Origin of the sequence: Pseudomonas purpurea (assembly GCF_039908635.1) — a bacterium.
Classification (GTDB): Bacteria; Pseudomonadota; Gammaproteobacteria; order Pseudomonadales; family Pseudomonadaceae; genus Aquipseudomonas; species Aquipseudomonas purpurea.
In genome coordinates, this window is the sequence record NZ_CP150918.1 from 1,964,913 (window position 1) to 1,989,620 (window position 24,708).

The window sequence follows — 24,708 nt, forward strand, 5'->3', positions numbered from 1 at the left end:
GGCAGCCAGTTCAGCGCCCGTTGGCTCTTCGCTGGTTTCGGACTCTTCCGAGCCTTCGATCACGTTGCCGTTGGCATCGCGTTGACGCTCGCGACGGTTGCTGCGACGACGCTGGCCGCGGGAGCGGCGGCGTGGACGATCGCCTTCGGCGTTGTCCTGACCATCTTCCGACAGTTGCTCTTCGTTCGGCAGTTCTTCTTCTGCGACAGCGGCGGCAGCCTGTTCTGCACGTGGTTGACGCTCTTCACGCGGTGGGCGTGGCGCGCGTTCTTCACGTGGCTGGCGAGCCGGGCGCTCTTCAGTCGCTGCGGCAGCGGCTGGAGCAGCATCCAGAGGTTCGCGCAGTTCGCGCACTGGACGCTCTTCACGCTCGCCACGTGGCTTGCGATCTTCGCGAGGGGCGCGTGGCGCACGTTCTTCACGTGGTGGGCGTGGCGCGCGTTCTTCGCGAGCTACTGCCGGGGTTTCTTCACGGGCTTCGCGTGGTTGGCGCTCTTCGCGAGGCTCGCGTGGTGCGCGCTCTTCACGAGGTGCACGTTCTTCGCGTGGCTTGCGCTCTTCGTCGCGGCGACCGTTACGGTTGCGGCTCTGCTGGCGACCATTGCGACGCTCTTCGTTACGGGCCGGACGCTCGGTGGCAGGCTTTTCAACCACAACTGGAGCGGCAGGCTCTTCCTTGGTGGCGAACAGGCTGACCAGCGACTTCACCAGGCCTTTGAACAGGCTTGGCTCTGGCACGACGGCCGGTGCGGCAACCGGAACGGCAGCAACTGCTTCGGTTGGAACCGGAGCGTTGGCGCGGGCTGGCGCGGTTTTCACCGCAGCTTCCTGGCGAACCAGGGTGCGAGTGGCGGCAGCCGGTTGCACTTCTTCCACTTCAGCAGCGGCAGCAGCGATTTCGTAGCTGGACTGGTTGGTGTGGGCTTCCGGGCTGTCATCGCGCAGACGCTGAACTTCGAAGTGCGGCGTTTCGAGGTGATCGTTCGGCAGAATGACGATGCGGGCACGGGTGCGCAGTTCGATCTTGGTGATCGAGTTGCGTTTTTCGTTGAGCAGGAACGCGGCAACCGGGATCGGCACTTGGGCGCGAACTTCGGCGGTGCGGTCTTTCAGGGCTTCTTCTTCGATCAGGCGCAGGATCGCCAGCGACAGCGATTCAACGTCACGGATGATGCCGGTGCCGTTGCAGCGTGGGCAGACGATGCCGCTGCTCTCGCCCAGGGATGGACGCAGGCGCTGACGGGACATTTCCAGCAGGCCGAAGCGCGAGATGCGACCGACTTGCACGCGAGCACGGTCGGCTTCCAGGCATTCGCGGACTTTCTCTTCCACGGCGCGCTGGTTCTTGGCAGGGGTCATGTCGATGAAGTCGATGACGATCAGGCCGCCGATGTCGCGCAGGCGCAACTGACGGGCAATTTCTTCGGCCGCTTCAAGGTTGGTCTGCAGGGCGGTTTCTTCGATGTCGCTGCCTTTGGTGGCGCGCGCCGAGTTGATGTCGATGGACACCAGGGCTTCGGTCGGATCGATAACGATGGAGCCGCCGGAAGGCAGTTCAACGACGCGCTGGAAAGCGGTCTCGATCTGGCTTTCGATCTGGAAACGGTTGAACAGCGGCACGCTGTCTTCGTACAGCTTGATCTTGCTGGCGTACTGCGGCATCACCTGGCGGATGAAGGTCAGGGCTTCGTCCTGGGCTTCAACGCTGTCGATCAGCACTTCGCCGATGTCTTGGCGCAGGTAATCGCGGATCGCGCGGATGATCACGTTGCTTTCCTGGTAGATCAGGAAAGGCGCGGAGCGATCCAGCGAGGCTTCTTTGATGGCGGTCCAGAGTTGCAGCAGGTAGTCGAGGTCCCACTGCATTTCTTCGCTGCTGCGGCCCAGGCCGGCAGTGCGAACGATCAGGCCCATGTCGGCAGGTGCAACCAGACCGTTCAGGGCTTCACGCAGTTCGTTGCGCTCTTCACCTTCGATGCGACGGGAGATACCGCCGGCACGCGGGTTGTTCGGCATCAGCACCAGGTAACGACCGGCCAGGCTGATGAAAGTGGTCAGGGCGGCGCCCTTGTTGCCACGTTCTTCTTTTTCGACCTGAACGATGACTTCCTGGCCTTCGCTCAGGACGTCCTTGATGTTGACGCGGCCTTCAGGGGCTTTCTTGAAGTATTCGCGGGAGATTTCTTTGAGTGGCAGGAAGCCGTGGCGCTCAGAGCCGAAATCGACAAAGGCAGCCTCAAGGCTTGGTTCGATACGAGTAATCCGGCCTTTATAGATGTTGGCCTTCTTCTGCTCGCGCGCACCGGATTCGATGTCCAGGTCGTAGAGGCGCTGGCCATCTACCAGTGCAACACGCAACTCTTCGGGTTGAGTTGCGTTAATCAGCATTCTTTTCATGTAGTACCGTCGGTTTCCGGGCTGCCGGAAACGGCGTTCGGCACACACGACTTCTCACGGTCGGTGTCAGGTGCGTCAGAAGTGGTTGGCCACTCCAGTGTCTAGCGAGGTTCGACCAATGGGGGCGAACTCGCGACGTACGCGTCCTGCTTGCTGTGGCTACTTAAGCACTCAGTCAGGAGGAGGAATCAACCGGCGACTGTGGACGAGATGAAGCGTCTAAATACAAGCCTAGTGCTACACAGTCCGACGGTTGTGCGTCTCCACCCTACACGTATCCCTGATAATTCGGGTGCTGCCGCGCGCAGAATCCGCAGCGGGTTGGCATTTACCGTGTTCTCCAAAGGGGAGTTCACGCTCATGGCTAATCAAGACCGGGTGAGGGGTGTTGCACATCACCCGGCTTGTAACAGGCGTTGTTTCCGAAGCATTCGCTCAAGGCTTGATTCGAGACTGACTGCACTTTGTGAACTGGCCGTAAATATCGGCGCAACAGACGAGCGGTAACTCAGTTTGCTGCACTCGCTTCAGGCCTCATGTCACCTGCGCTCGTTACAATCACGAACCTTCCATAGGTAGCGAAAGCCCCGTAGGACGGCCTCGCGTCCTGATGAATTGCGTTGGTCAGGGCCGGCTGTTTGCCGTTGATCCTCTGTCCAGGCCGCTTTTGGCGGCGTTCGCGACTATAGCAGCAATGATTAAGTGCTTCAATTCCATAAAAAATTGTTATCATTCGCGGCATGACGACTACTGCCCCCTCGACCCCAGGCGTCCAACTGCTTGAGGTCTCGCCGGAATATGCCGGCCAACGTATTGATAACTTCCTTCTCGCTCGGCTCAAAGGCGTGCCCAAGACCTTGATTTACCGCATTTTGCGTAAAGGCGAAGTGCGAGTGAACAAAGGTCGGATCAAGCCCGAATACAAGCTGCAGGCGGGCGATATCGTGCGCGTACCGCCGGTTCGCGTGCCTGAGCGCGACGAGCCGGTGCCACTGGCACAAGGCCTGCTCCAGCGCCTCGAAGCTTCGATTGTCTTCGAAGACAAGGCACTGATTGTGATCAACAAGCCTTGTGGCATTGCCGTTCATGGCGGCAGTGGCTTGAATTACGGCGTGATCGAAGCCTTTCGTCAGTTGCGTCCGGATTGCAAGGAGCTTGAGCTGGTTCACCGTCTCGATCGTGACACCTCCGGCCTGCTGATGATCGCCAAAAAGCGCAGCATGCTGCGGCACTTGCACACGGCATTGCGCGGTGACGGCGTCGACAAGCGCTACATGGCGCTGGTCCGCGGTAACTGGGCGGCATCGATCAAGCAAGTCCGTGCGCCGCTGGGCAAGAGCAACCTGCGCTCCGGCGAGCGTATGGTCGAGGTCGACGAGGAGGAGGGCAAGGAGTCTGTGACCGTGTTCAAGGTCCTGCGTCGCTTTGGTGACTTTGCCACCATGATCGAAGCCAAACCGATTACCGGTCGGACTCACCAGATTCGTGTTCATACCTTGCACGTCGGCCATTGCATTGCGGGCGACACCAAGTACGGCGATGACGATTTCAGCAAGGAAATCCGCGATCTGGGCGGTAAGCGGCTGTTCCTGCATGCCTACATGCTGACCGTGCCGCTGCCGGATGGTGGTGAGCTGAAGTTGCAGGCGCCTGTGGATGAAATGTGGGCCAAGACTGTGGAGCGCCTGAGTGCACCCATCTGATTACAAGCTGCTGATTTTCGATTGGGATGGCACGCTGGCCGATTCCATTGGTCGGATTGTCGAGGCGATGCATGTCGCCTCTGAGCGCTCGGGTTTTGCATTGCGCGATGATCTGGCGGTCAAGGGCATTATCGGCCTGGGCTTGCCGGAAGCGATCCGCACGCTGTATCCGCAGATCGGCGATGCCGAGCTGGTGGCGTTCCGTCAGCATTACGCGGATCACTACATCGCATCCGAAGCTGTGCCTTCGCCGCTGTTCGAGGGGGTGCTGGAGTCTCTGGAGGCATTTCGTGCCGAGGGGTATCGTCTGGCAGTGGCTACCGGCAAGGCGCGTCGCGGTCTTGACCGGGTGCTGAAGTCTCATGGCTGGGAAGATTTTTTCGATATCACCCGTGCCGCCGACGAAACCGCGAGTAAGCCGCACCCACTGATGCTGGAAGAAATTCTCGCGCATTGTGGTGTCAGTGCGCAGCAGGCGTTGATGGTGGGTGACTCGTCCTTCGATTTGCAGATGGCGCGCAATGCCGGGATGGACTCGGTGGCGGTCAGCTATGGTGCTCAATCGATGGAAGCCTTGCGCGCATTCGAGCCGCGGCTGGCCATTGATCATTTTTCGCAATTGCACGCTTGGCTGAGCCAGCGGGCCTAAACGATTTTTGCTGGGGAAGATGGCATGACCGACGAATGGAAGGAGCCCGTGAAGGCCAGTGCCGAGAGCGGTGACGACAAGAGCTGGAAGCTGCTGGAAAAGACGCTGCTGGCAGGTGTTCAGGAGCAGCGGCGCTCGCGACGCTGGGGGATTTTTTTCAAGCTGCTGACCTTTGTTTATCTGTTCGTCGCACTGATCCTCTTTACGCCGCTGATGGATATCGAAAAAAGCGCGACTCGCGGGCCAGGCTACACGGCGTTGATCGAGATTACGGGCATGATCGCCGACAAAGAGTCGGCCAGTGCCGACAACATCGTCGGCAGCCTGCGGGCTGCGTTCGAGGATCCGAAGGTCAAGGGTATTGTGCTGCGCATCAACAGCCCAGGCGGCAGCCCGGTACAGTCGGGTTACGTGTATGACGAAATTGGCCGACTGCGTGCGCTGCACCCGACTATCAAGGTTTATGCGGTGATTTCCGATCTGGGTGCCTCGGGTGCCTATTACATCGCCAGTGCGGCGGATCAGATCTATGCCGACAAGGCGAGCCTGGTAGGCTCCATTGGCGTGACGGCGGCTGGTTATGGTTTTGTCGGCACGATGGAGAAGCTTGGCGTCGAGCGTCGCACCTACACGTCGGGCGAGCACAAGTCGTTCCTGGATCCGTTCCAGCCGCAAAAGCCTGAAGAAACACAGTTCTGGCAGGGTGTGCTGGATACGACGCATCAGCAGTTCATTGCCAGCGTCAAGAAGGGCCGGGGTGATCGCCTGAAGGACAGGGAGCATCCAGAGCTGTTCTCCGGGCTGGTCTGGTCGGGTGAGCAGGCGTTGCCGCTGGGCTTGATCGATGGCTTGGGCAGTGCCAGTTCGGTGGCGCGTGATGTGATTGGTGAAAAAGAGCTGGTCGACTTCACGATCCAGGAGTCGCCGTTCGATCGCTTCTCCAAGAAGCTCGGCGCCAGCGTGGCTGCACAGTTGGCCATGTGGATGGGCTTTCAGGGGCCAGCGTTGCGTTAAGTGTTCCGCTGTACAAAAGAACCGGCCCTTGTGGCCGGTTTTTTATGAGTCGCATATTGTTGGTGGTTTGCGGAGGTCTTATGGGATTTGCATGCCTTCGGCCAGCAGCATGTCTATCAGGCGAATCAACGGCAGGCCGACGAGGCTGGTGGCGTCCGGCCCTTCGGTGCTTTGAAACAGGCTTACGCCCAATCCTTCGGCCTTGAAGCTGCCAGCGCAGTCGTAGGGTTGTTCGGCGTGCAGGTAGCGTTCGATGGTTGCCTGGTCCAGTGTGCGCATGTGTACCGTGAAAGGAACGCAATCGACCTGGCAGTGGCCAGTCTGGCTGTTGAGCAGCGCCAGGCCGGTCAGGAAGGTCACACGGGTGCCGCTGGCCGCCAGGAGCTGCTCGCGGGCTTTCTCGAAGGTGTAGGGCTTGCCGATGATCTGGTTGTTGAGGACGGCGACCTGGTCCGAGCCGATGATCAGGTGTGCAGGGTGGCTGCCTGACAAGGCCTGGGATTTCTCCATGGCAAGGCGTTTTACCAGATCAATTGCCGATTCGCCGTGCTGATGGCTTTCGTCGATATCCGGGCTGCTGCAAGTGAATGGCAATTGCAGGCGGGCCAGCAATTCCCGGCGATAAACCGAGCTTGAAGCGAGTAATAAAGGCAGCATGCAGCTCTCCAAAAGTCAGTTGTAAATTCTAACGAGGCTTGCAAGTGACGGACAGGGCTGAATTTCCTTTGACATGGCTGGGTGCATCCCTATAATGCTGCGCCTATGTTGAATGACCCGATTCCACCTCACGTTGACCCGCGCAAATTGGCTGATCGTGGCACCACCCTTCAAGGTGAAATGCTGCTGGCCGATTTGGAGAGACTCTGCGACCCGCTTTCCGACACTGTCGGTACGGTGCAGGCTAAATTCGTTTTTGAACGAGATGAACGTAAATCTGTGGTCATCCACAGTTTTATCGACACCGAGGTCAAAATGGTTTGCCAGCGTTGTCTTGAGCTGGTCACCCTGCCGATTCACAGCGAATGCAGTTATGCTGTGGTGAAGGAGGGTGCGAATACCCAGTCGTTGCCGAAAGGTTATGACGTGCTGGAACTGGGCGAAGATCCTTTGGATCTGCAGTCACTGATCGAGGAGGAGCTTTTGCTCGCCTTGCCCATTGTGCCTGCTCATCATCCGGAAGAATGCCAGCAGCCGGCGGGTCTCGATGAGCCCGAACCGAGCGAGGACGAGGTAACGCGGTCCAACCCGTTCAGTGTATTGGCGCAGTTAAAGCGTGACCCAAACGTTTAGGAGTTAATCAATTATGGCTGTTCAGCAGAACAAAAAATCCCGCTCTGCCCGTGACATGCGTCGTTCGCACGATGCTCTTTCGGCTAGCACCCTGTCTGTAGAAAAAACCACCGGTGAAGTTCACCTGCGTCACCACGTATCGCCAGAAGGCGTATACCGTGGCCGTAAAGTGATCGACAAGGGCGCTGACGAGTAATCACTTGTCCGCTCAAGTCATCGCGATTGACGCAATGGGCGGGGACTTCGGTCCCCGCAGCATTGTTCAGGCCAGCCTTGCTTGCCTGTCTGCTACGCCCTCGCTGCACCTGACCCTCGTCGGTCAACCCTCCTTACTAGAAGACTTGATTGCCAGCCATTCGGTTGCGGATCGCGCGCGCCTGACGATTACGCCGGCCGCCGATGTCATCGGCATGGATGAAAAACCTTCGCAAGCCCTGCGCGGCAAGCCTGACTCGTCGATGCGGGTGGCGCTTGAATTATTGCGTGACGGCAAGGTCCAGGCGTGTGTCAGTGCCGGCAATACAGGTGCGCTCATGGCGCTGTCGCGTTATGTGCTCAAGACCTTGCCGGGTATCGACCGGCCGGCGATGGTGGCGGCGATTCCGACTCAGCGTGGCTATTGCCAGTTGCTCGACCTGGGCGCCAATGTCGATTGCAGTGCCGAGCACCTGTTTCAGTTTGCAGTCATGGGGTCGGTCGCGGCGGAGGCGTTGGGCATCACGCGTCCACGGGTCGCACTGCTGAATATCGGTACTGAAGACATCAAGGGTAATCAGCAGGTCAAGCTGGCGGCGACGTTGCTGCAAAATGCGCGAGGCCTGAACTACATCGGTTTTGTCGAAGGCGATGGTGTGTATCGCGGCGAGGCTGACGTGGTGGTGTGTGACGGTTTTGTCGGTAATATCCTGCTCAAGTCCAGTGAGGGTCTGGCGACGATGATCGCCGGGCGGATCGAGGCCTTGTTCAAGAAAAACCTGGCTTCAAGGATGGTGGGGGCTCTGGCGTTGCCCTTGATGAAGCGCTTGCAGGCGGATCTGGCGCCTGCGCGACACAATGGCGCAAGCTTTCTTGGCTTGCAGGGTATCGTCGTCAAAAGTCATGGATCGGCCGGTGTTCAGGGGTTTCAAAGCGCCATACAGCGGGCTTTGATCGAAATTCAAGAGAACCTGCCGCAGCGCTTGCACGGGCGGCTGGAGGATTTGTTGCTTTAGGCATTTTCGTCCGACAATGCTTAAATGTGACCGCTCAGTTCAATTGGCCATCCAACTGTCAGTTTCTGGCGTCCCTCGCATGGGGCGTCAATTATCCGACGACAAGATCATTAGGGGCTTGTTACATGTCTGCTTCCCTCGCATTCGTCTTCCCAGGACAGGGTTCGCAGTCCCTCGGCATGCTGGCCGAGTTGGGCGCGCAACATCCACTGATCCTCGACACTTTCAAAGAAGCTTCCGATGCTCTGGGTTACGACCTGTGGGCACTGACCCAGCAAGGGCCGGAAGAGCAACTCAATCAAACCGACAAAACCCAACCGGCCATTCTCACCGCCTCGATCGCTCTGTGGCGTCTGTGGCTGGCTGAGGGCGGTGCGCGTCCGGCTTACGTTGCCGGTCACAGTCTGGGTGAGTACAGCGCGCTGGTCGCGGCTGGCAGCCTGAGCCTGGGCGATGCGGTCAAGCTGGTCGAGCGTCGTGGCCAACTGATGCAGGAAGCGGTTCCGGCCGGGCAGGGCGGCATGGCTGCCATCTTGGGTCTGGAAGATGCTGATGTGCTGGCCGCCTGCGCCGAAGCCGCGCAAGGCGAAGTCGTCAGTGCGGTGAACTTCAATTCCCCGGGCCAAGTGGTTATCGCGGGCGCCAAGGCTGCTGTCGAGCGCGCCATTGAAGGCTGCAAGGCCCGTGGTGCCAAGCGCGCTATGCCGCTGCCGGTCAGCGTGCCGTCGCACTGCGAGCTGATGCGCCCGGCTGCCGAGCGCTTCGCTGAATCGATTGCTGCGATCGACTGGCAGGTGCCGCAGATTCCTGTTGTGCAGAACGTCAGCGCTAATGTGGCTGCCGATCTGGAGACCCTCAAGCGCGATCTGCTGGAGCAACTGTACAAGCCGGTTCGCTGGGTCGAGTCAGTCCAGGTGTTGGCTGCCAAGGGCGCCACTCAACTGGTCGAGTGCGGTCCGGGCAAAGTCCTGGCTGGTCTGAACAAACGCTGCGCCGATGGCGTGTCGACCTCTAACCTGAATACACCAGATACCTTCGCTGCCGCCCGCGCAGCGTTGGTCTGAATTAGGAGAAGCCTGCATGAGTCTGCAAGGTAAAGTTGCATTGGTGACCGGTGCGAGCCGTGGCATTGGCCAGGCCATCGCACTGGAATTAGGGCGTCAAGGTGCTACCGTTATCGGCACGGCGACGACTGCGTCGGGTGCCGAGCGTATTGCTGCAACCTTCAAGGAACAGGGTATCCAGGGCACAGGTCTGGAACTCAATGTCACCAGTGACGAGTCCGTAGCGGCCGTTCTGGCGACCATTCAGGAGCAGTTCGGTGCGCCGGCGATTCTGGTAAATAACGCCGGCATCACCCGCGATAGCCTGATGATGCGCATGAAAGATGACGAATGGCATGATGTCGTCGATACCAACCTGAACAGTCTGTTTCGCCTGACCAAGGGTGTTTTGCGCGGCATGACCAAGGCGCGTTGGGGCCGAATTATCAGTATTGGTTCGGTTGTGGGTGCCATGGGCAACGCAGGCCAAGTAAACTACGCGGCCGCCAAGGCAGGTCTGGAAGGTTTCAGCCGTGCTCTGGCGCGTGAAGTTGGTTCGCGGTCGATTACGGTCAATTCGGTGGCCCCTGGGTTCATCGATACCGATATGACCCGCGAACTGCCAGAGGCACAACGTGAAGCCTTGCAGGTGCAAATTCCGCTGGGCCGTCTGGGGCAAGCTCAAGAGATCGCGTCTGTGGTCGCTTTTCTTGCGTCGGACGGTGCGGCTTACGTTACTGGGGCTACAATCCCGGTGAACGGCGGGATGTACATGAGTTAAATGTGACGGGTTGCTTCAAAAAAATGTCATACGAGCTGTCTAAAATCCGTTATAAAGCTGCAATCTATTTATAGGCGGCGGGCCAAAGGGTTTGAGGAGTGAAGCTTTCAGTTGAAAAGCTGAAAAGCCTTTCTATACACTTACCACTGGCCAGCTGCCTGAATTTGTCCATTAGGAGTGAAAACAAGGTATGAGCACCATCGAAGAGCGCGTCAAGAAAATCGTTGCTGAGCAACTGGGCGTTAAAGAAGAAGAAGTTGTGAACACTGCTTCCTTCGTTGAAGACCTGGGTGCCGACTCCCTTGACACCGTTGAGCTGGTGATGGCTCTGGAAGAGGAATTCGAGACCGAAATCCCTGACGAAGAAGCTGAGAAGATCACTACTGTACAAGCTGCAATCGACTACGTTACTAGCCACCAGGCGTAATAGTTTGTAATCGTTGCTTGCTGTCATGGAAAAACCGCACTGCCATCATGGCGTGCGGTTTTTTCTTTAGGCCTGATGCAAAGTCGTCATTTGAAAAAAGGAGAGTGCTGTGTCGCGTAGACGCGTCGTAGTCACCGGTATGGGTATGTTGTCGCCACTGGGCACGGATGTGCCGAGCAGTTGGCAGGGCATTCTGGCTGGCCGTAGTGGCATTGGTCTGATCGAACACACCGACCTTTCTGCCTATTCCACCCGTTTTGGCGGCTCGGTAAAGGGCTTCAATGTCGAGGAATACCTGTCGGTCAAAGAGGCTCGCAAACTCGATCTGTTCATTCAGTACGGCCTGGCGGCCGGTTTTCAGGCCATGCGCAATTGCGGCCTGGAAGTCACCGACGCCAACCGTGAACGCATCGGCGTGGCCATGGGTTCGGGTATTGGCGGATTGACCAATATCGAAGAAACCAGCCGCACATTGCATGATTCCGGCCCACGACGGATTTCTCCGTTCTTCGTGCCTGGCTCGATCATCAACATGATTTCCGGTTTTCTGTCCATCCACCTGGGTGTGCAGGGGCCTAACTACGCCATCTCGACAGCGTGTACCACCGGTACGCACTGCATCGGGATGGCTGCACGCAACATCGCATACGGCGAAGCCGATGTGATGATTGCCGGTGGCGCCGAAATGGCGGCTTGCGGCCTGGGCATGGGTGGCTTTGGTGCTGCCCGTGCATTGTCGACCCGCAATGACGAACCCACCCGTGCCAGCCGTCCGTGGGACAAGGGCCGTGATGGCTTCGTGCTCTCCGACGGTGCCGGTGCATTGGTTCTCGAAGAGCTGGAGCACGCCAAGGCGCGTGGCGCGACCATTTACGCCGAGCTGATTGGCTTCGGCATGAGTGGCGATGCGTACCACATGACTTCGCCGCCGGCCGATGGCGCGGGCGCCGCACGTTGCATCGCCAACGCGCTGCGTGACGCCAAGCTGAATGTCGAACAGGTGCAGTACATCAACGCCCACGGTACCTCGACCTCGGCCGGTGACCTGGCAGAAGCTGAAGCCATCAAGACCGTCTTCGGCGATCACGCCTACAAGATGGCCGTCAGCTCGACCAAGTCGATGACCGGTCACTTGCTGGGTGCGGCGGGCGCCATCGAGGCGATCTTCAGCGTGCTGGCGATCAACAGCCAGGTTGCGCCGCCGACTATCAACCTCGATGAGCCGGATGAAGGCTGCGACCTCGATTTTGTGCCGCACACTGCGCGCAATATGGACATCGACGTGGTGCTGTCCAACTCCTTCGGTTTTGGTGGCACCAATGGCTCGCTGGTGTTCCGTCGGTTCGCTGACTGATGGAGAGCTGGGTCGATGGTCAACCGGCTGACGCTCTGTCACTAAAAGACCGCGGCCTGGCCTACGGTGATGGTCTGTTCGAGACCATTGCCGTCAGAGGTGGGCAGCCTGTGCTGCTGGAGCGGCACTTGTGCCGTTTGGCCGATGGCTGTTCCCGGCTGGCGATCACGGCGGATCACTCGTTGATTCACCGTGAAGTGTTGGCCTACGCCGCCGCTCTGGGCGAGGGCGTGCTCAAGCTGATCCTCACCCGAGGCGACAGCTTGCGTGGTTACGCGCCCGATCCTGCGGCGCAACCGCACCGAATTCTGCAAGGTAATCCTCCCGCTGCTTATCCGGCTGTTCATGGTCAGCAAGGCATTCGGCTGTTTCCCTGTGCCACGCGACTGTCCGAGCAGCCCCTGCTGGCCGGCCTCAAGCATCTGAATCGCCTTGAGCAGGTTTTGGCTCGTTCCGAGTGGCAGGATGCCGAGTACGCCGAAGGGTTGATGCTGGACCTTCACGGGCGCGTGATCGAGGGCGTGTTCAGTAATCTGTTCCTGGTCCGTGATGGCGAGCTGCTGACCGCAGACTTGAGCCGTTGTGGCGTGGCCGGGGTCATGCGCGCCGAGCTGCTGTTCCAGGCTCGACAATTGGGGATTGCCACGCACATCACCGACATCAGCCTTGATCAACTGCAACAGGCTGATGAAATCTTTGTCTGCAACAGCGTATACGGCGTTTGGCCGGTACGCGCCTATGCAGCGCTGAGCTGGCCGGTTGGGCCGCTCACCCGTAAACTGCAAGGCATTGCCCGCGCGCTACTGGATGCTTGATTCGTGAGACGTAAATTCTTGCTGCTGCTGGAGACCGGACTGGTTCTGGCGGGGCTGCTATTGGGTGCTTCGGCCTGGAAAATCAATTCGGCGCTGGAGCAGCCACTCAACATTACTCAGGAAGAGTTGCTCGATGTGCCGACCGGCTCGACGCCGTCCGGTACGTTCAACCGCCTCGAGGCTGACGGTGTCCTGCAGGACGCTTTCTGGTTGCGTGTTTATTGGCGTTTCAATCTCGCTGGCCAGCCGCTGCACAGCGGTGAGTACCGAATGCTGCCAGGCATGAATGTGCAAGGCTTGATCGGCCTTTGGCAGAAAGGCGAAGTGGTGCAATACAGCCTGACGCTGGTCGAAGGCTGGAATTTCCGCCAGGTTCGTGCGGCGTTGGTAAAAAATGAAAAACTGGAACAGACCCTGACGGGTTTGAGCGACAGCCAGGTCATGGACAAGCTTGGTCACGCCGGGGTCTTTCCGGAAGGGCGGTTCTTCCCGGATACCTATCGTTTCGTGCGTGGCATGAGCGACGCCGAGCTGCTGGAGAAGGCGTATGAACGCCTCGATGAAGTGCTGGCCAAAGAGTGGAACAAGCGCGCCGCCGATGTGCCGTACACCGAGCCGTATCAAGCGCTGATCATGGCTTCGCTGGTGGAGAAGGAAACCGGTGTGCCTCAGGAGCGCGGGCAGATTGCCGGGGTGTTTGTGCGACGCATGCAGATCGGCATGTTGCTGCAAACCGACCCGACGGTGATCTATGGCCTGGGCGAACGCTATACCGGCAAACTGACCCGGGCGCACCTCAAGGAGGCCACGCCTTACAACACTTATGTGATCGCCGGCTTGCCGCCCACACCGATTGCCATGGTCGGTCGCGAAGCCATCCATGCGGCGCTCAATCCGGTGTCTGGCAACAGCCTGTATTTCGTCGCCCGGGGTGACGGCAGCCATGTGTTTTCCGATGATTTGGATGCTCACAACAGTGCGGTGCGCGAGTTTCAGCTCAAGCGGCGTGCAGACTACCGTTCAAGCCCGGCGCCTGTAACGCCTGATGCAAATGCCCCGGCATCGCCTGAAACGGCCCCCGAGCCTGCCGCTACCGAGCTGCAATGACACTGATTAAGGACTGCTTGTGACTGGCCTGATGATTCTGGAAGCCGCACCCGTGCGGACGCTGCGACTTGATGCGGTTGCGCCGTGGCTGGAGCTGTCCCGTGGCTGAGGCCTATCCGTGGCAGGACAGCCTCTGGCAGCAACTAGCGGGCCGTACGCAGCACGCCCATGCTTATTTGCTCCATGGCCAGATGGGCATTGGCAAGCGGGCCTTGGCCGAGCGCCTGATGGCGCGCTTGCTGTGCCAGCGCCCGGAAGGCCTGGATGCGTGTGGACAGTGCAAGTCATGCCTGTTGCTCAAGGCCGGCAGCCATCCGGATAACTACGTGCTGGAACCGGAAGAGGCGGACAAGGCGATCAAGGTCGATCAGGTCCGTGAACTGGTCAGTTTCGTGGTTCAGACCGCCCAGTTGGGTGGGCGCAAAGTGGTGTTGATCGAGCCGGTCGAGTCGATGAACATCAACGCCGCCAACGCCTTGCTCAAAAGCCTTGAAGAGCCGTCCGGCGATACAGTGTTGTTGCTGGTCAGTCACCAGACCAGTCGCCTGCTGCCGACCATCAAGAGCCGCTGCGTGCAGCAGGGCCCTGTCCGCTGCCGAGCGAGGCCATGAGCCTGGCGTGGTTGGCCAAGGCCTTGCCTGATTGCACGGAAGAGGAGCGTGTCGAACTGCTGACCCTGGCCGCCGGTTCGCCGCTGGCGGCAGTTGCGCTGCAAGCCCAGGGCGTGCGCGAACAGCGCGCGCTGGTGGTTGACGGGGTGAAAAAACTGCTCAAGCAACAGCAGTCGCCGACGCAGCTCGCTGAAGGCTGGAATGCGATTCCATTGCTGCTGTTGTTCGACTGGTTCTGTGATTGGTCGAGCCTGATCCTGCGTTATCAGTTGACTCAGGATGAGGCCGGGCTTGGGCTGGGCGACATGCAAAAAGTCGTGCAGTACCTGGCGCAGAAGACGTCTCAGGGCAAGGTCCTGGATATTCAGGACTGGATCCTCGCCCAGCGCCAGAAAGTGCTGAGCAAAGCCAACCTCAACCGCGTGCTGTTGCTCGAGGCCTTGCTGGTGCAATGGGCGGGTTTGCCCGCGCAGAGATAATCGGCTGCGCCTAGACTCAAGCTCTCAACAGCGGAGGTCAGCATGAACGAACCTGTCAATCCAGGGCCGCGCAACGGCATTTTGTCCTTGAGTATCAAGGACAAGTCTGTGCTTTACGCGGCCTACATGCCCTTCATCAAGAACGGTGGCTTGTTCATCCCGACCAACAAAAGCTACAAGTTGGGTGACGAGGTGTTCATGCTGCTGAGCCTGATGGATGAACCGGACAAGATTCCGGTCGCCGGCAAGGTTGCCTGGATCACCCCCAAAGGTGCGCAAGGCAACCGCGCGGCGGGTGTCGGCGTGCAGTTCAACGACGGCGACGACTCCGCGCGCAGTCGAATCGAAACCCATTTGGCCGGAGCCCTCAAGTCCGACCGTCCCACTCATACGATGTAGTTGCAGCCCTTTATGCTCGTAGATTCCCATTGTCACCTTGATCGCCTCGACCTCGCCGCACACGACGGTTCCCTTGATGCCGCGCTGGACGCGGCCCGCCAACGCGGGGTAGGGCACTTTCTGTGTATTGGTGTCAGCGTCGACAACGCGGCCGACGTCAAGGCCCTGGCCGAGCGTTACGCTGATGTCGATTGCTCGGTCGGCGTCCACCCGCTCGATGTCCAGCCAGGTGCCGCACCGGCGCTGGACTGGTTGCTGCAAGAGCTCAATCATCCGCGGGTAGTCGCGATTGGCGAAACCGGTCTGGATTATCACTACGAGCCGCAAGCGGCCGAGTTACAGCAGGAGTCTTTCCGCCTGCACCTGCAAGCCGCTCAGCAAACCGGCAAGCCGGTGATCGTCCACACCCGTGGCGCTCGCACCGATACCTTGAGCTTGTTGCGCGAAGCTGCGCTGCCGCAGGCCGGTGTGCTGCATTGCTTCACCGAAGACTGGGACATGGCCAAGGCTGCGCTGGACCTGGGTTTCTACATTTCGCTGTCGGGGATCGTGACCTTCCGCAATGCCGACGCCCTGCGCGACGTAGCACGCCAGGTGCCGGCCGATCGGCTGCTGGTGGAAACCGACTCGCCGTACCTGGCGCCGATTCCTTATCGCGGCAAGCCGAACCTGCCGCAGTACGTGCGGGAAGTGGCGGAATTCTTGGCAATGTTGCGTGGTGAGTCCTACGAGCGTTTTGCCGAGCAGACTACGGAGAATTTCCAGCGTCTGTTTCCGCTGGCTCACGTCAAACGCTGAATCTTGCGCAAAAAAAACCCGGGTTCTGGGGGGTGAATCCGGGTTAAGACCATTAGGAGTAAAACAAAAGGCACGCGGTCCGTTGGTACCTTTATCAGCGCGCCACTTGGGGGAGATGCCGCGCTGACAGTTCAAGTATTGATCACTCTGGCGCCGAGTCCAGTTTGCCCCGACCGTTTCTTAAACGTATTTGGAATACGCGCGCTTCGGATGAGTTCTCACCTTCTTGCAATCGCCGCCACAATGGCCAGAGTTTCGTCGATTACGCGTTTTTCGGTATAAAAATGCGGAGAAAAACGCACGCCTGGACCGCGAGGAATGCACACCACGTTTTGCGCCTTGAGTGCTTCGTAAACGGTCTGGTTGTCGATACCGTCAATACTGAACGAGAAAATCCCGCCGCGCCGCGCCGGGTTCAGCGGACTGTGCAGGCGCACGCCGGGAATGGCGTTCAAGCCGTCCTGCAGCCATTGCACGCGCTCGGCAATCAGCGTGGCGACGCATTCCATTCCCACCTCTTCCAGTAACGACAGGCTGGCCTCCAGCGCCATCGCGCCGAGCATGTTCGGGCTGCCGCATTCAAACCGTCGGGCGCTCTTGGCGGGTTCCCATCCGGTGCGGTCGTAGTCGCCCATGTGTTCAAGCATGTGCCAGCCGAATTCGTGAAGCTTGAGCTGTTCGCGCAGTTCGCTGCGCACATAGAACACCCCCAGGCCTTCCGGCCCGAGCAGCCATTTGTGACCGTCGGCCATGGCGAAGTCGCACTGATAGGTCTGGACGTCGAAGGGCAGGGCGCCGAGTTGCTGGATGGCGTCGATGCAGAACAACACATTGGCCTGCTTGCACCCGGCGCCAAGGCGTTGCAGGTCCAGGCGCAGGCCGCTGGCAAATTGCACCGCGCTCACCGACATCAATCGGGTGCGGGGTCCGCAGGCACCCAGCAAGGCGCCTTCCGGGTCGTCGCCCTTGAGGCTGACCTGGACCACTTCAACACCCTGAGAGGCGAGTGCTTCCCAGACGATTCGGTTGGACGGGAATTCTTCATCGCTGATGACGATCTGGTCACCGCTTTCCCAGGACAGTCCGAAGGCGACAAATGACAGGGCTTCAGAAGTATTTTTGACCAGTGCCACGTCATCCGTCGACGGCGCATTGAGCAGGCGCATCAGCCGTTCACGCAGGCGTTGCTCAAGCGCCATCCAGTCCGAATAGTCCCGCGCGCCCAGCAAAACGTTCTCCTGGGCGAAGCGCGCTACCGCCGTGGCGGCGCGATTTGGCCAGGGTGCGACGGCCGCATGATTCAAATAACGCAGGCCCGGAGCCTGTACAAATTCATCAAGAAACGTAGTCATGGTCGGATGATCCGTGCAATTTGGCGCAAGTTAGGCATAATACGCGGCTTCGAATTTTGACCCCTACAGACCTTTTCTTATGCACAAAGAACCTCGTAAGGTCCGTGAGTTTCGTCGCCGCGAGCAAGAAATTCTCGATACCGCGCTCAAGCTGTTCCTCGAACAAGGTGAAGACAGCGTCACCGTCGAGATGATCGCTGATGCCGTGGGTATCGGCAAAGGCACGATCTACAAGCACTTCAAGTCCAAGGCGGAGATTTACCTGCGCCTGATGCTCGATTACGAGCGTGACTTGAACGAGCTGCTGCACTCTGCCGATGTCGACAAGGATAAGGAAGCCCTGTCCCGGGCCTACTTCGAATTCCGCATGCGCGACCCGCAGCGCTACCGTTTGTTCGATCGCCTGGAAGAGAAGGTGGTCAAGGGCAACCAGGTACCGGAGATGGTCGAGGAGCTGCACAAGATTCGCGCCTCCAACTTCGAGCGCCTGACCCTGTTGATCAAGGGCCGCATCAGCGAAGGCAAGCTTGAAGACGTGCCGCCGTACTTCCACTACTGTGCGTCCTGGGCACTGGTGCACGGCGCGGTGGCGCTGTATCACTCGCCATTCTGGAGCAATGTGCTGGAAGATCAGGAAGGCTTCTTCCAATTCCTGATGGACATTGGCGTGCGCATGGGCAACAAGCGCAAGCGCGACACCGACACTCCGAGCAGCTGATTCATTCAGCTGCCTTATTGCGCCATGATTTCCCTACATGGCGCAGTGCCCCAGGAATATACTCAGGCATAGGGCTTGCCAAAACTTGATTTGTGAGTCAAGTTTTGGCGCGTTCTACAATCTTTTCGCCGGAGTGATCCATGATCGTTGACCGACAAGGCAGACGTTTTCGCAATTTGCGTGTCAGCCTGACTTCCGCCTGCAACTACGCCTGTACTTACTGCGTGCCCAATGGCAAGCGGCTGGTGGCTGCGCAGGATGAATTGTCGGCCGAGGCCATGGCCCGGGGTGTTGCCTATTTGATCGAAGCCGCCGGCATCGAGCGTTTGCGCATCACTGGCGGCGAGCCGCTGGTCAGCCCCAAGCTTGAGGCGTTCATGAGCGCGGTGGGCCAGATGGGCCTTGCCGACATCAGCCTGACCACCAATGGCCAGCTGCTGGCGCGCAAACTGCCGTTGCTGGTGGATGCCGGCATTCGTCGAATCAACGTTTCCCTCGATACCCTGGACGCTGCTGCGTTCCGCGGTATTGCGCGTGGCGGCGATCTGGCGACGGTGCTCGATGGCATGGAGCAGGCCAACGCAGCGGGCATGAAGATCAAGGTCAACATGGTGCCGTTGCGCGGGCAAAACCTCGATCAGGTGATGCCGCTGCTCGATTACTGCCTGGAACGAGGCTATGAGTTGCGATTCATCGAGCTGATGCGCATGGGCCATCTGGCCAGCGATTCGAATGCTTTCTTGCAACAGTTCGTCAGCCTTCAGCAACTGCTGGGCCTGATTGGCGAGCGTTACGAATACCTGCAGGCCGATGCGCCGGTGGACGCCACCGCTGTGCGTTACGAAATTCCGGGGCAAGGCCATTTCGGCGTGATCGCCAACGAAAGCGTGCCGTTCTGCCGAACCTGCTCGCGCCTGCGCTTGTCGTCGACCGGATGGCTGCACGGCTGTCTTTCGTCGAGCAATCGTCACTATGTCGGCGACTTGCTGGACAAGCCCCGCCATCAGGCCTTGCCGGCCCTTCAGCGTCTGTTGGTGAAAGCCTTGGGCGACAAGCAGGAAGTCGCGTTCTCCGGCGGCGCGACCGTGATGAAGATCATCGGCGGCTGACAAGCCTCTGTGGCGAGGGAGCTTGCTCCCGCTCGGCGGCGAAGCCGCCGTAAAACAGGCAAATGCGATATCACTGGCGGATCGGGGGGATTTTTTGGGCCGCTTCGCGACCCAGCGGGAGCAAGCTCCCTCGCCACAGGCCGGCATTCTCAATCTGGAAATGTTCATGTGCTCAAAGACTGGCGCGGAAGCTGCATCCTGCGGACATTCGCCGGTTTTCCGTCACCGGCTATCTGGAGGATAGGATGCGTAGCCTGGTTTTGCTGCTGGCCTTTTTGGCGCTTGGTGGCTGCATGAATGTCAGCGATATGGGCGAGGGCGTTCGTTATCACATGAGCGACGCGGGTCTGCTCGATCACAGCGACAGCCGTCGCGTAAACAACCTGCGCATTCAGCCAGACTCGTTCATCTACATCGCCCAGGGTGCGTTTGCGCCGCCGGGCAGTGCCTACCCACGGCCGAACGTGGTGGCCGAAGAAGCCTTCAAAGGTTTTATCGAATACTTCCCGATGGTCCGCCGTGCCCGTGCGCCGGCAGGCCTGGACGAGGCGATGGGCGAGGCGCGTGCCGCGGGTGCGCACTACCTGCTTTACGCCCGTTTCGCCAAGGCTGACGACCGTATCGGCAACTCGGACGAGTGGCTCGATCAGGAAGCCGTGGATCGCCTGGGGATAGACAGCGGCGTGATTCAGATCATGCTGATCGAGACCAGCACCCAGTATTTGATTGATACTGCACGGATCAAAAGTCGTGGCGGTTTACTGACGTTCCACGACAACAAGCCTGAAGACCTGCTAGGCCCGCCGCTTGAAGAATACGCGCGCAGCCTGCTGGGCCTCAGCGACCAGTAATTCACCAGGAGAGCAGCATGAGTGATCCAGGCAAAGCCAACGATCTGTTGGGACAAATCCCCGCGTCCAAAGGCTTGCCGCCGGTCCACCTCTGGAACCCTGATTTCTGTGGCGATATCGACATGCGAATCGCCCGTGACGGCACCTGGTATTACCTTGGGACGCCGATCGGTCGCAAACCGATGGTCAAGCTGTTCTCCACCATCATCCGCCGCGACGGCGATGAGTATTTCCTGATTACCCCGGTCGAAAAGGTCCGCATTCGGGTCGACGACGCGCCGTTCGTGGCGGTGGCGCTTGAGGTCGAAGGCGAGGGCGAAGCTCAGTTACTGCGCTTCACCACCAACGTCGATGAGCAGGCCGAGGCAGGTGCCGAGCACCTGTTGCGTGTGGTGATCGACCCTGTGACGCAGGAACCTGCACCTTATGTGCATGTACGAACCAACCTTGAAGCATTGATCCACCGCAACGTGTTCTATCAGTTGGTGGAACTGGCCGTCAGCCGCGAAATCGACGGCCAGCGCTGGCTGGGCGTGTGGAGCGGCGGCGAGTTCTTCCCCATCGGGCTTGAGCCTTAGGCCTTGACGTAACACCTGTCATACGTTGCGCCGAGGGTTCGGGTGTTGAACAGGACTGTTCAGTCACCGAATTTGCCATCGCGTAAGAAAACCGCACAATGCGCCTGGGCAGAAAAGGATGGTTGAATGTCGCCACCTGCGGCCAGGGCCGGCAGGTGGCGATGGAGGGCGTTCTAAACGTGCGGTTTGCGCGCCGCCTCAACCTGCGAGGCGGTGAGCTTACAAGCCCTTGCTCTTGAGTCGGGCGGCATGTTCAAGATAGAGCCCGACAGGGTTCACGTTCCAACTGGTGATCCCGGCCATTTGGTTGACTGCGTCGAAATGGTCCATGGGATAGTCTGAGCGAATTACTTTTCCCAGGTGCGAGCTGTATTGGCCGACCAGTCCGTCGTTGGCGTCTTTCTCTTTATAAAACAACTTCGACAGTACGATGCAATTCATATGGGTCGGATCGAGTGGTTGCAGGCTTTGAAAGTTCTGCACGATCCCGCTCCAGGAGTAGTAATACACGCCGTTCTCGACTTCGTTGCCTTCACCGCCCCAGTGTTTCGGCACCCCTTGCGGGTACTTGCGGTTGAAGGCAGCCAGGCCTGCGCTGGTCAGCGATTCGAACGCCGCTTGCGGGTCAACCGGGTTTTCCGGATGGCCGCTGATCAACGAAATGAACGTCCCGACTGCGCTCACCAGGGCCAGTACGAACGCTTCGGGCAACTCTCCGGGTGTCAGTGCCTTTTGCAATTGGTCAGCAATCTCGGAACCATGATTGGGGCAACTGACCGAGGTGACCGACGCGACCTTTTCCGGATGCAGCGCCGCTACGTAGCGTGCTGCCAGCGGGCCTTGGCTATGGCCGATCAGATTGACCTTGGCGGCTCCCGTTTCACGCAAAATGCGGTTGACGTGTTCAAGCAGTTTTTCACCGCGCTCCTCATTACCGTTGACGGCTGGAATGTTGACGGCAAACACCCGGGCACCGGCACGCTCCAGGGCTGCCTTGATTTCGAAGAAGTAGGGATAACCGGCGATTTTATCGAAGCCGAAAAGACCGTGAACCAAGACAATCGGGTATTGCGTAGACGCATCCATGTTCATGCTTGTACCTGTCCATAGCGGATTGAAGTGGAACAGATGCTATTGACTGCTCGATCTGTTGCGGCTAACCGTAGTTTACAAAGCGAGTTGATACAAATCGCTTCGCCCGGTATCCGAGCACTCGCGCCAGCGTCATCATCCCGTTCAACACGGCCAGTGCCAGCACCGTCATCGGCAGGGTGGGCAAGCCTTGTTCCGCGATGCACTTGCCGGTCGGCAGCGGAGAAACGGCGACGAAAATTGCCGTGCAGCGGTGCACGAAGTCGACTTAGTATGGCGTCCTTAACGCCTTCAGGAGCCGAGCCTGTGTCCCTCGAAATTCGCCCCGCACAACCCAGCGACGCGCCGCAGATCCTCGGCTTCATCACCGAACTCGCCGACTACGAGCGCGCGCGGCATGAAGTCATCGCCAGCGTCGCCGATATTCAGCGCAGCCTGTTCAGCGAAGGTGCCACGGCCCATGGTCTGATCTGCCTGCGTGATGGCGTGGCAATCGGTTTTGCGGTGTTCTTTTTCAGCTATTCGACATGGCTGGGCAGCAACTGCCTGTACCTCGAAGACCTTTACATCACGCCCGAACAACGGGGCGGCGGCGCCGGCAAACAGCTGCTGCGGCATCTGGCGAAAATCGCCTGCGCCAATGACTGCGGCCGGTTCGAATGGAGTGTGCTGGACTGGAATACGGCGGCTATCGAGTTCTACAAATCCCTGGGTGCACAGCCACAGGAGGAGTGGGTGCGCTATCGCATGGACGGCGAGGTGCTGCGCGAGTTTGCCGAAGGGAAATGAGCGCACGCGGTGCTGTGGTGACGGCGATGGCGTAATGCCGCGTTTATCAGTTGTCGGCACCGCTTCAGTCCGGCATTCTGTGGGCCCTTTGCGCGCTCACGGACGACACCTGCAATGCCTTTGGCACCTTTTTTCCACGTCCGTGGACCGCTTGGACCGTCTGACCCCGCGCTTTGTGTTTGGTGTCCGGACATCTGCCTCGTCATCTCTGCTTTCATGTTGCCCCTCACGCGTTGTTCGGCGCGATGAGTGTCGTCATGAATTTGCGTCATGACCCCTGGATTCAGAAGCAAGGAGCTTTAACTTGAGTGGAAAACCCGCTGCGCGCGTAACCGACCCTACCGCGTGCCCGTTGCCGGGCCATGGCAACAACCCGATTGCCTCCGGCTCGCCCGACGTGTTTTTTGACGGCCTGGCCGCTGCCCGCAAATCCGACCCTAGCGCTTGCGGCAGCCCGATCACTGGCGGCGTCTCCGGTACGGTGTTCATCAACGGCCTCAACGCCGCCACGCTCGACAGCACCGGTGGCCACGGCAATGTCGTGGTGGGCGGTTCGGGCACGGTGATCATCGGTCAAAGTGGCGGTGGCGCTCCGGTCGGTGCGTTGTTGCCGATGCCGGTGCACTTCACGGACAAGATGCGGGTGGTTGATGAAACCAGCGGCGAGCCGATTGCGAACCTGGCTTACACCATTCAACGAGGCGATGGAACGCTGGAGCGAGGGGTAACTGACGCCTCGGGTTTTACTCATGCGGTTAACTCGCATGTCGCTGAAACGATCAAGTTGTATGCGGAGTAGCCAGTAATGGGTGGGCAAGCAGCATTGGATCAACCTTGCACTGGCAGATTGTTGGGTTCCCACGGTTTGACATGCACGGAAGACACGACGCCTAAACCGGTAACCATGGAGAGGGAGGTCGTTGTATTTTTCATTGGTGGGGCGGGTGACAAGGAGAGCTACTATGGCGATGGCCCAAGTGGCCATACCTATGAAGCACAGAGGGCCCTGGAAAGAAAAGTGGCGGGTAAACACAAAGGCAAGTTCAAGGCTGTTTACTTGGGCTACAACGAAGTCAAGGGTGATTCGGATATAGAGAACTATGTCTATTCCGAGATTGATCATAAATCAGTACATGTTTATATCGTTGGGCATAGTCTGGGTGGCTGGAACGGCGCACACCTTTCTTCCCTCTTAAGTGATAAAGGCTACTTGGTGAAGATGCTGGTGACATTGGACCCTGTGGGTGAGGGTTTTTTTGTTGCGCTCATCTCCGATATCTATTGGAGCGAACCGGAGCCCAAGGCGGAATACTGGATCAATGTGTTGGCGGATCCGATCAACCGTGACCGTACAGATACGGTGGCCTGGCTGGGTGAGAAATGGATTGTGGAATCCGGCCCGAATATAAAAGGTGTCGTCAGAGTCAATCATTGGGCCGCCGAGCCTCTCTATAACACGTACCTGGAAGGCGGGAAGTCTGCCTGCGACATTTCATATGAATCGATCATCAGCTATCTGGGAATCAAAGAGTGAAGCTGCTATCGATCATGATCGCTTTTCTGTTGTGCGCGTCATGCGTCAGGTCTCATGACTTCAAGCCTGCTCATTTGGAATTTGTATCGATTGAAAATAGAGAACGTGGTGTTTTCTATGAAGTCAGGTTCACGTCCGATATTGAGTTGCTTGAGTTGTATTGGCGCGAGAAAGGTGCGGGGCGCTCTGGTCAGATTTTTATTTGTGCCTTGGCGGATGACACGGATTTCTCCGTCGAGCATACGATTGCCCAATTTGGCGTGGGCCTGGTCAGGCGTGATGAAGAGTACGCAGGGCGCGATGGGTTTGGTTATGTTGCAGACATAAGCTTTGAGGAGACAAGGAACAAGAGGACGACATCTGTTTATCTCGACAAGAAAGTGTTGGCCGGATTGTTGGCGAGCAAGAAGGCGATCCCGTGCAAGGTGGTAGCCACGGCGAGTGGGTACAAACCTTACTACACCGAGTCTCTCTATATCCCTACGGGGCAAATCCTTGAGGAAATGCACAAGCGTAAGGACGGCTGACGTTTGATTCCATGTTTGTTGTGTGGGTGCGGGGCGTAAGCCCGTTTCGGTCGTGAAGCAGGTCAGCAGGTTTTCAGGCG

At 58.8% G+C, this 24,708-nt stretch carries 25 protein-coding genes and 2 pseudogenes; 23 read left to right on the top strand and 4 right to left on the bottom strand.

Annotated elements, in window-relative coordinates:
- Positions 1-30: 30 nt before the first annotated feature.
- Positions 31-2,397, bottom strand: a pseudogene (gene rne / locus AABM54_RS08835) (ribonuclease E); the annotation flags it as partial.
- Positions 2,398-3,137: 740 nt separating this feature from the next.
- On the opposite strand from rne, the gene rluC reads away from it, so the two are divergent.
- Genes rluC through sppA form a run of 3 tightly spaced genes read left to right on the top strand, consistent with a single transcriptional unit; the run spans position 3,138 to position 5,763 of the window.
- The gene (gene rluC / locus AABM54_RS08840) at positions 3,138-4,100 is read left to right on the top strand and encodes a 23S rRNA pseudouridine(955/2504/2580) synthase RluC (RefSeq protein ID WP_347904899.1); all 963 of its coding nucleotides are present in this window, start codon (positions 3,138-3,140) and stop codon (positions 4,098-4,100) included.
- Positions 4,087-4,749, top strand: a complete 663-nt coding sequence (locus tag AABM54_RS08845; RefSeq protein WP_347904900.1) for an HAD-IA family hydrolase — start codon at positions 4,087-4,089, stop codon at positions 4,747-4,749. Before rluC ends, AABM54_RS08845 begins: the two co-directional genes overlap by 14 nt.
- A 24-nt stretch (positions 4,750-4,773) precedes the next feature.
- A complete protein-coding gene (gene sppA / locus AABM54_RS08850) occupies positions 4,774-5,763 on the top strand; it encodes a signal peptide peptidase SppA (RefSeq protein ID WP_347904901.1) in 990 nt (329 codons plus the stop codon).
- 78 nt (positions 5,764-5,841) lie between these two features.
- Here the strand turns inward: sppA and AABM54_RS08855 are convergent, their stop codons facing one another.
- Positions 5,842-6,420 (bottom strand): nucleoside triphosphate pyrophosphatase, encoded by a 579-nt coding sequence (locus AABM54_RS08855; RefSeq protein WP_347904902.1) that lies wholly within the window; start codon positions 6,418-6,420, stop codon positions 5,842-5,844.
- A 105-nt stretch (positions 6,421-6,525) separates the two neighbouring features.
- On the opposite strand from AABM54_RS08855, the gene AABM54_RS08860 reads away from it, so the two are divergent.
- The 12 genes and pseudogenes from AABM54_RS08860 (at position 6,526) to AABM54_RS08915 (ending at position 16,078) form a co-directional block, all read left to right on the top strand.
- Positions 6,526-7,053 carry a YceD family protein gene (locus tag AABM54_RS08860; protein ID WP_008152342.1) on the top strand — a complete coding sequence of 176 codons (528 nt, stop codon included), beginning with the start codon at positions 6,526-6,528 and terminating at the stop codon, positions 7,051-7,053.
- A gap of 13 nt (positions 7,054-7,066) precedes the next feature.
- Entirely contained in the window at positions 7,067-7,249 is a 183-nt protein-coding gene (gene rpmF, locus AABM54_RS08865) for a 50S ribosomal protein L32 (protein WP_008375086.1), read from the top strand.
- 4 nt (positions 7,250-7,253) lie between these two features.
- Positions 7,254-8,264 (top strand): phosphate acyltransferase PlsX, encoded by a 1,011-nt coding sequence (gene plsX / locus AABM54_RS08870; protein WP_347904903.1) that lies wholly within the window; start codon positions 7,254-7,256, stop codon positions 8,262-8,264.
- A gap of 125 nt (positions 8,265-8,389) precedes the next feature.
- Entirely contained in the window at positions 8,390-9,328 is a 939-nt protein-coding gene (fabD, locus tag AABM54_RS08875; protein ID WP_347904904.1) for an ACP S-malonyltransferase, read from the top strand.
- Positions 9,329-9,344: 16 nt separating this feature from the next.
- Positions 9,345-10,088, top strand: coding sequence for a 3-oxoacyl-ACP reductase FabG (gene fabG / locus AABM54_RS08880; protein ID WP_347904905.1), 744 nt, complete (start codon positions 9,345-9,347; stop codon positions 10,086-10,088).
- 190 nt (positions 10,089-10,278) lie between these two features.
- Positions 10,279-10,515, top strand: coding sequence for an acyl carrier protein (gene acpP, locus AABM54_RS08885; RefSeq protein WP_003175607.1), 237 nt, complete (start codon positions 10,279-10,281; stop codon positions 10,513-10,515).
- Positions 10,516-10,624: 109 nt separating this feature from the next.
- A complete protein-coding gene (gene fabF, locus AABM54_RS08890) occupies positions 10,625-11,869 on the top strand; it encodes a beta-ketoacyl-ACP synthase II (RefSeq protein WP_347904906.1) in 1,245 nt (414 codons plus the stop codon).
- On the top strand, positions 11,869-12,684 hold the full coding sequence (pabC, locus tag AABM54_RS08895; protein ID WP_347904907.1) for an aminodeoxychorismate lyase: 816 nt from the start codon (positions 11,869-11,871) through the stop codon (positions 12,682-12,684). Before fabF ends, pabC begins: the two co-directional genes overlap by 1 nt.
- Positions 12,685-12,687: 3 nt before the next feature.
- Positions 12,688-13,791, top strand: a complete 1,104-nt coding sequence (gene mltG, locus AABM54_RS08900; protein WP_347904908.1) for an endolytic transglycosylase MltG — start codon at positions 12,688-12,690, stop codon at positions 13,789-13,791.
- A gap of 101 nt (positions 13,792-13,892) precedes the next feature.
- A pseudogene (locus tag AABM54_RS08905) lies at positions 13,893-14,881 on the top strand (DNA polymerase III subunit delta').
- A 42-nt stretch (positions 14,882-14,923) separates the two neighbouring features.
- On the top strand, positions 14,924-15,280 hold the full coding sequence (locus tag AABM54_RS08910) for a PilZ domain-containing protein (protein WP_347904909.1): 357 nt from the start codon (positions 14,924-14,926) through the stop codon (positions 15,278-15,280).
- 12 nt (positions 15,281-15,292) lie between these two features.
- Positions 15,293-16,078 (top strand): TatD family hydrolase, encoded by a 786-nt coding sequence (locus AABM54_RS08915; RefSeq protein WP_347904910.1) that lies wholly within the window; start codon positions 15,293-15,295, stop codon positions 16,076-16,078.
- A gap of 218 nt (positions 16,079-16,296) precedes the next feature.
- Here AABM54_RS08915 and AABM54_RS08920 read toward each other — a convergent pair whose 3' ends face one another.
- A complete protein-coding gene (locus AABM54_RS08920; RefSeq protein ID WP_347904911.1) occupies positions 16,297-17,430 on the bottom strand; it encodes an aminotransferase class V-fold PLP-dependent enzyme in 1,134 nt (377 codons plus the stop codon).
- 79 nt (positions 17,431-17,509) lie between these two features.
- Here AABM54_RS08920 and AABM54_RS08925 point away from each other — a divergent pair, with 79 nt between their 5' ends.
- The 4 genes from AABM54_RS08925 (at position 17,510) to AABM54_RS08940 (ending at position 20,686) form a co-directional block, all read left to right on the top strand.
- On the top strand, positions 17,510-18,148 hold the full coding sequence (locus AABM54_RS08925; protein ID WP_019689364.1) for a TetR/AcrR family transcriptional regulator: 639 nt from the start codon (positions 17,510-17,512) through the stop codon (positions 18,146-18,148).
- Between the two features lie 140 nt (positions 18,149-18,288).
- Entirely contained in the window at positions 18,289-19,257 is a 969-nt protein-coding gene (locus AABM54_RS08930; RefSeq protein WP_347904912.1) for a radical SAM protein, read from the top strand.
- Between the two features lie 245 nt (positions 19,258-19,502).
- On the top strand, positions 19,503-20,108 hold the full coding sequence (locus tag AABM54_RS08935; protein WP_347904913.1) for a DUF4823 domain-containing protein: 606 nt from the start codon (positions 19,503-19,505) through the stop codon (positions 20,106-20,108).
- Positions 20,109-20,125: 17 nt separating this feature from the next.
- Entirely contained in the window at positions 20,126-20,686 is a 561-nt protein-coding gene (locus tag AABM54_RS08940; RefSeq protein ID WP_347904914.1) for a DUF1285 domain-containing protein, read from the top strand.
- Between the two features lie 219 nt (positions 20,687-20,905).
- On the opposite strand, the gene AABM54_RS08945 is transcribed toward AABM54_RS08940, so the two are convergent.
- Complete coding sequence (locus AABM54_RS08945; RefSeq protein ID WP_347904915.1) at positions 20,906-21,778, bottom strand: triacylglycerol lipase; 873 nt, start codon at positions 21,776-21,778, stop codon at positions 20,906-20,908.
- A 306-nt stretch (positions 21,779-22,084) separates the two neighbouring features.
- Between AABM54_RS08945 and AABM54_RS08950 the strand changes: the two genes are divergently transcribed.
- The 4 genes from AABM54_RS08950 to AABM54_RS08965 all read left to right on the top strand — a co-directional run bounded on the left by AABM54_RS08950 (position 22,085) and on the right by AABM54_RS08965 (position 24,628).
- Positions 22,085-22,567, top strand: coding sequence for a GNAT family N-acetyltransferase (locus AABM54_RS08950; RefSeq protein ID WP_347904916.1), 483 nt, complete (start codon positions 22,085-22,087; stop codon positions 22,565-22,567).
- Between the two features lie 304 nt (positions 22,568-22,871).
- Positions 22,872-23,366, top strand: a complete 495-nt coding sequence (locus AABM54_RS08955; protein ID WP_347904917.1) for a PAAR domain-containing protein — start codon at positions 22,872-22,874, stop codon at positions 23,364-23,366.
- A 6-nt stretch (positions 23,367-23,372) separates the two neighbouring features.
- Positions 23,373-24,101, top strand: a complete 729-nt coding sequence (locus AABM54_RS08960) for an alpha/beta hydrolase (protein ID WP_347904918.1) — start codon at positions 23,373-23,375, stop codon at positions 24,099-24,101.
- Positions 24,098-24,628, top strand: a complete 531-nt coding sequence (locus tag AABM54_RS08965; RefSeq protein WP_347904919.1) for a hypothetical protein — start codon at positions 24,098-24,100, stop codon at positions 24,626-24,628. The genes AABM54_RS08960 and AABM54_RS08965 overlap by 4 nt, the downstream gene beginning before the upstream one ends.
- The last annotated feature ends 80 nt before the right edge of the window (positions 24,629-24,708 follow it).

Excerpts from the sequence above, each read along its gene's own strand:
- rluC (WP_347904899.1), top strand. The coding sequence starts at position 3,138 with ATGACGACTACTGCCCCCTCGACCCCAGGCGTCCAACTGCTTGAGGTC.
- sppA (WP_347904901.1), top strand. The coding sequence starts at position 4,774 with ATGACCGACGAATGGAAGGAGCCCGTGAAGGCCAGTGCCGAGAGCGGT.
- AABM54_RS08855 (WP_347904902.1), bottom strand. The coding sequence starts at position 6,420 with ATGCTGCCTTTATTACTCGCTTCAAGCTCGGTTTATCGCCGGGAATTG.
- AABM54_RS08860 (WP_008152342.1), top strand. The coding sequence starts at position 6,526 with ATGTTGAATGACCCGATTCCACCTCACGTTGACCCGCGCAAATTGGCT.
- rpmF (WP_008375086.1), top strand. The coding sequence starts at position 7,067 with ATGGCTGTTCAGCAGAACAAAAAATCCCGCTCTGCCCGTGACATGCGT.
- fabD (WP_347904904.1), top strand. The coding sequence starts at position 8,390 with ATGTCTGCTTCCCTCGCATTCGTCTTCCCAGGACAGGGTTCGCAGTCC.
- fabG (WP_347904905.1), top strand. The coding sequence starts at position 9,345 with ATGAGTCTGCAAGGTAAAGTTGCATTGGTGACCGGTGCGAGCCGTGGC.
- acpP (WP_003175607.1), top strand. The coding sequence starts at position 10,279 with ATGAGCACCATCGAAGAGCGCGTCAAGAAAATCGTTGCTGAGCAACTG.
- pabC (WP_347904907.1), top strand. The coding sequence starts at position 11,869 with ATGGAGAGCTGGGTCGATGGTCAACCGGCTGACGCTCTGTCACTAAAA.
- AABM54_RS08910 (WP_347904909.1), top strand. The coding sequence starts at position 14,924 with ATGAACGAACCTGTCAATCCAGGGCCGCGCAACGGCATTTTGTCCTTG.
- AABM54_RS08915 (WP_347904910.1), top strand. The coding sequence starts at position 15,293 with ATGCTCGTAGATTCCCATTGTCACCTTGATCGCCTCGACCTCGCCGCA.
- AABM54_RS08920 (WP_347904911.1), bottom strand. The coding sequence starts at position 17,430 with ATGACTACGTTTCTTGATGAATTTGTACAGGCTCCGGGCCTGCGTTAT.
- AABM54_RS08925 (WP_019689364.1), top strand. The coding sequence starts at position 17,510 with ATGCACAAAGAACCTCGTAAGGTCCGTGAGTTTCGTCGCCGCGAGCAA.
- AABM54_RS08930 (WP_347904912.1), top strand. The coding sequence starts at position 18,289 with ATGATCGTTGACCGACAAGGCAGACGTTTTCGCAATTTGCGTGTCAGC.
- AABM54_RS08935 (WP_347904913.1), top strand. The coding sequence starts at position 19,503 with ATGCGTAGCCTGGTTTTGCTGCTGGCCTTTTTGGCGCTTGGTGGCTGC.
- AABM54_RS08940 (WP_347904914.1), top strand. The coding sequence starts at position 20,126 with ATGAGTGATCCAGGCAAAGCCAACGATCTGTTGGGACAAATCCCCGCG.
- AABM54_RS08945 (WP_347904915.1), bottom strand. The coding sequence starts at position 21,778 with ATGAACATGGATGCGTCTACGCAATACCCGATTGTCTTGGTTCACGGT.
- AABM54_RS08960 (WP_347904918.1), top strand. The coding sequence starts at position 23,373 with ATGGGTGGGCAAGCAGCATTGGATCAACCTTGCACTGGCAGATTGTTG.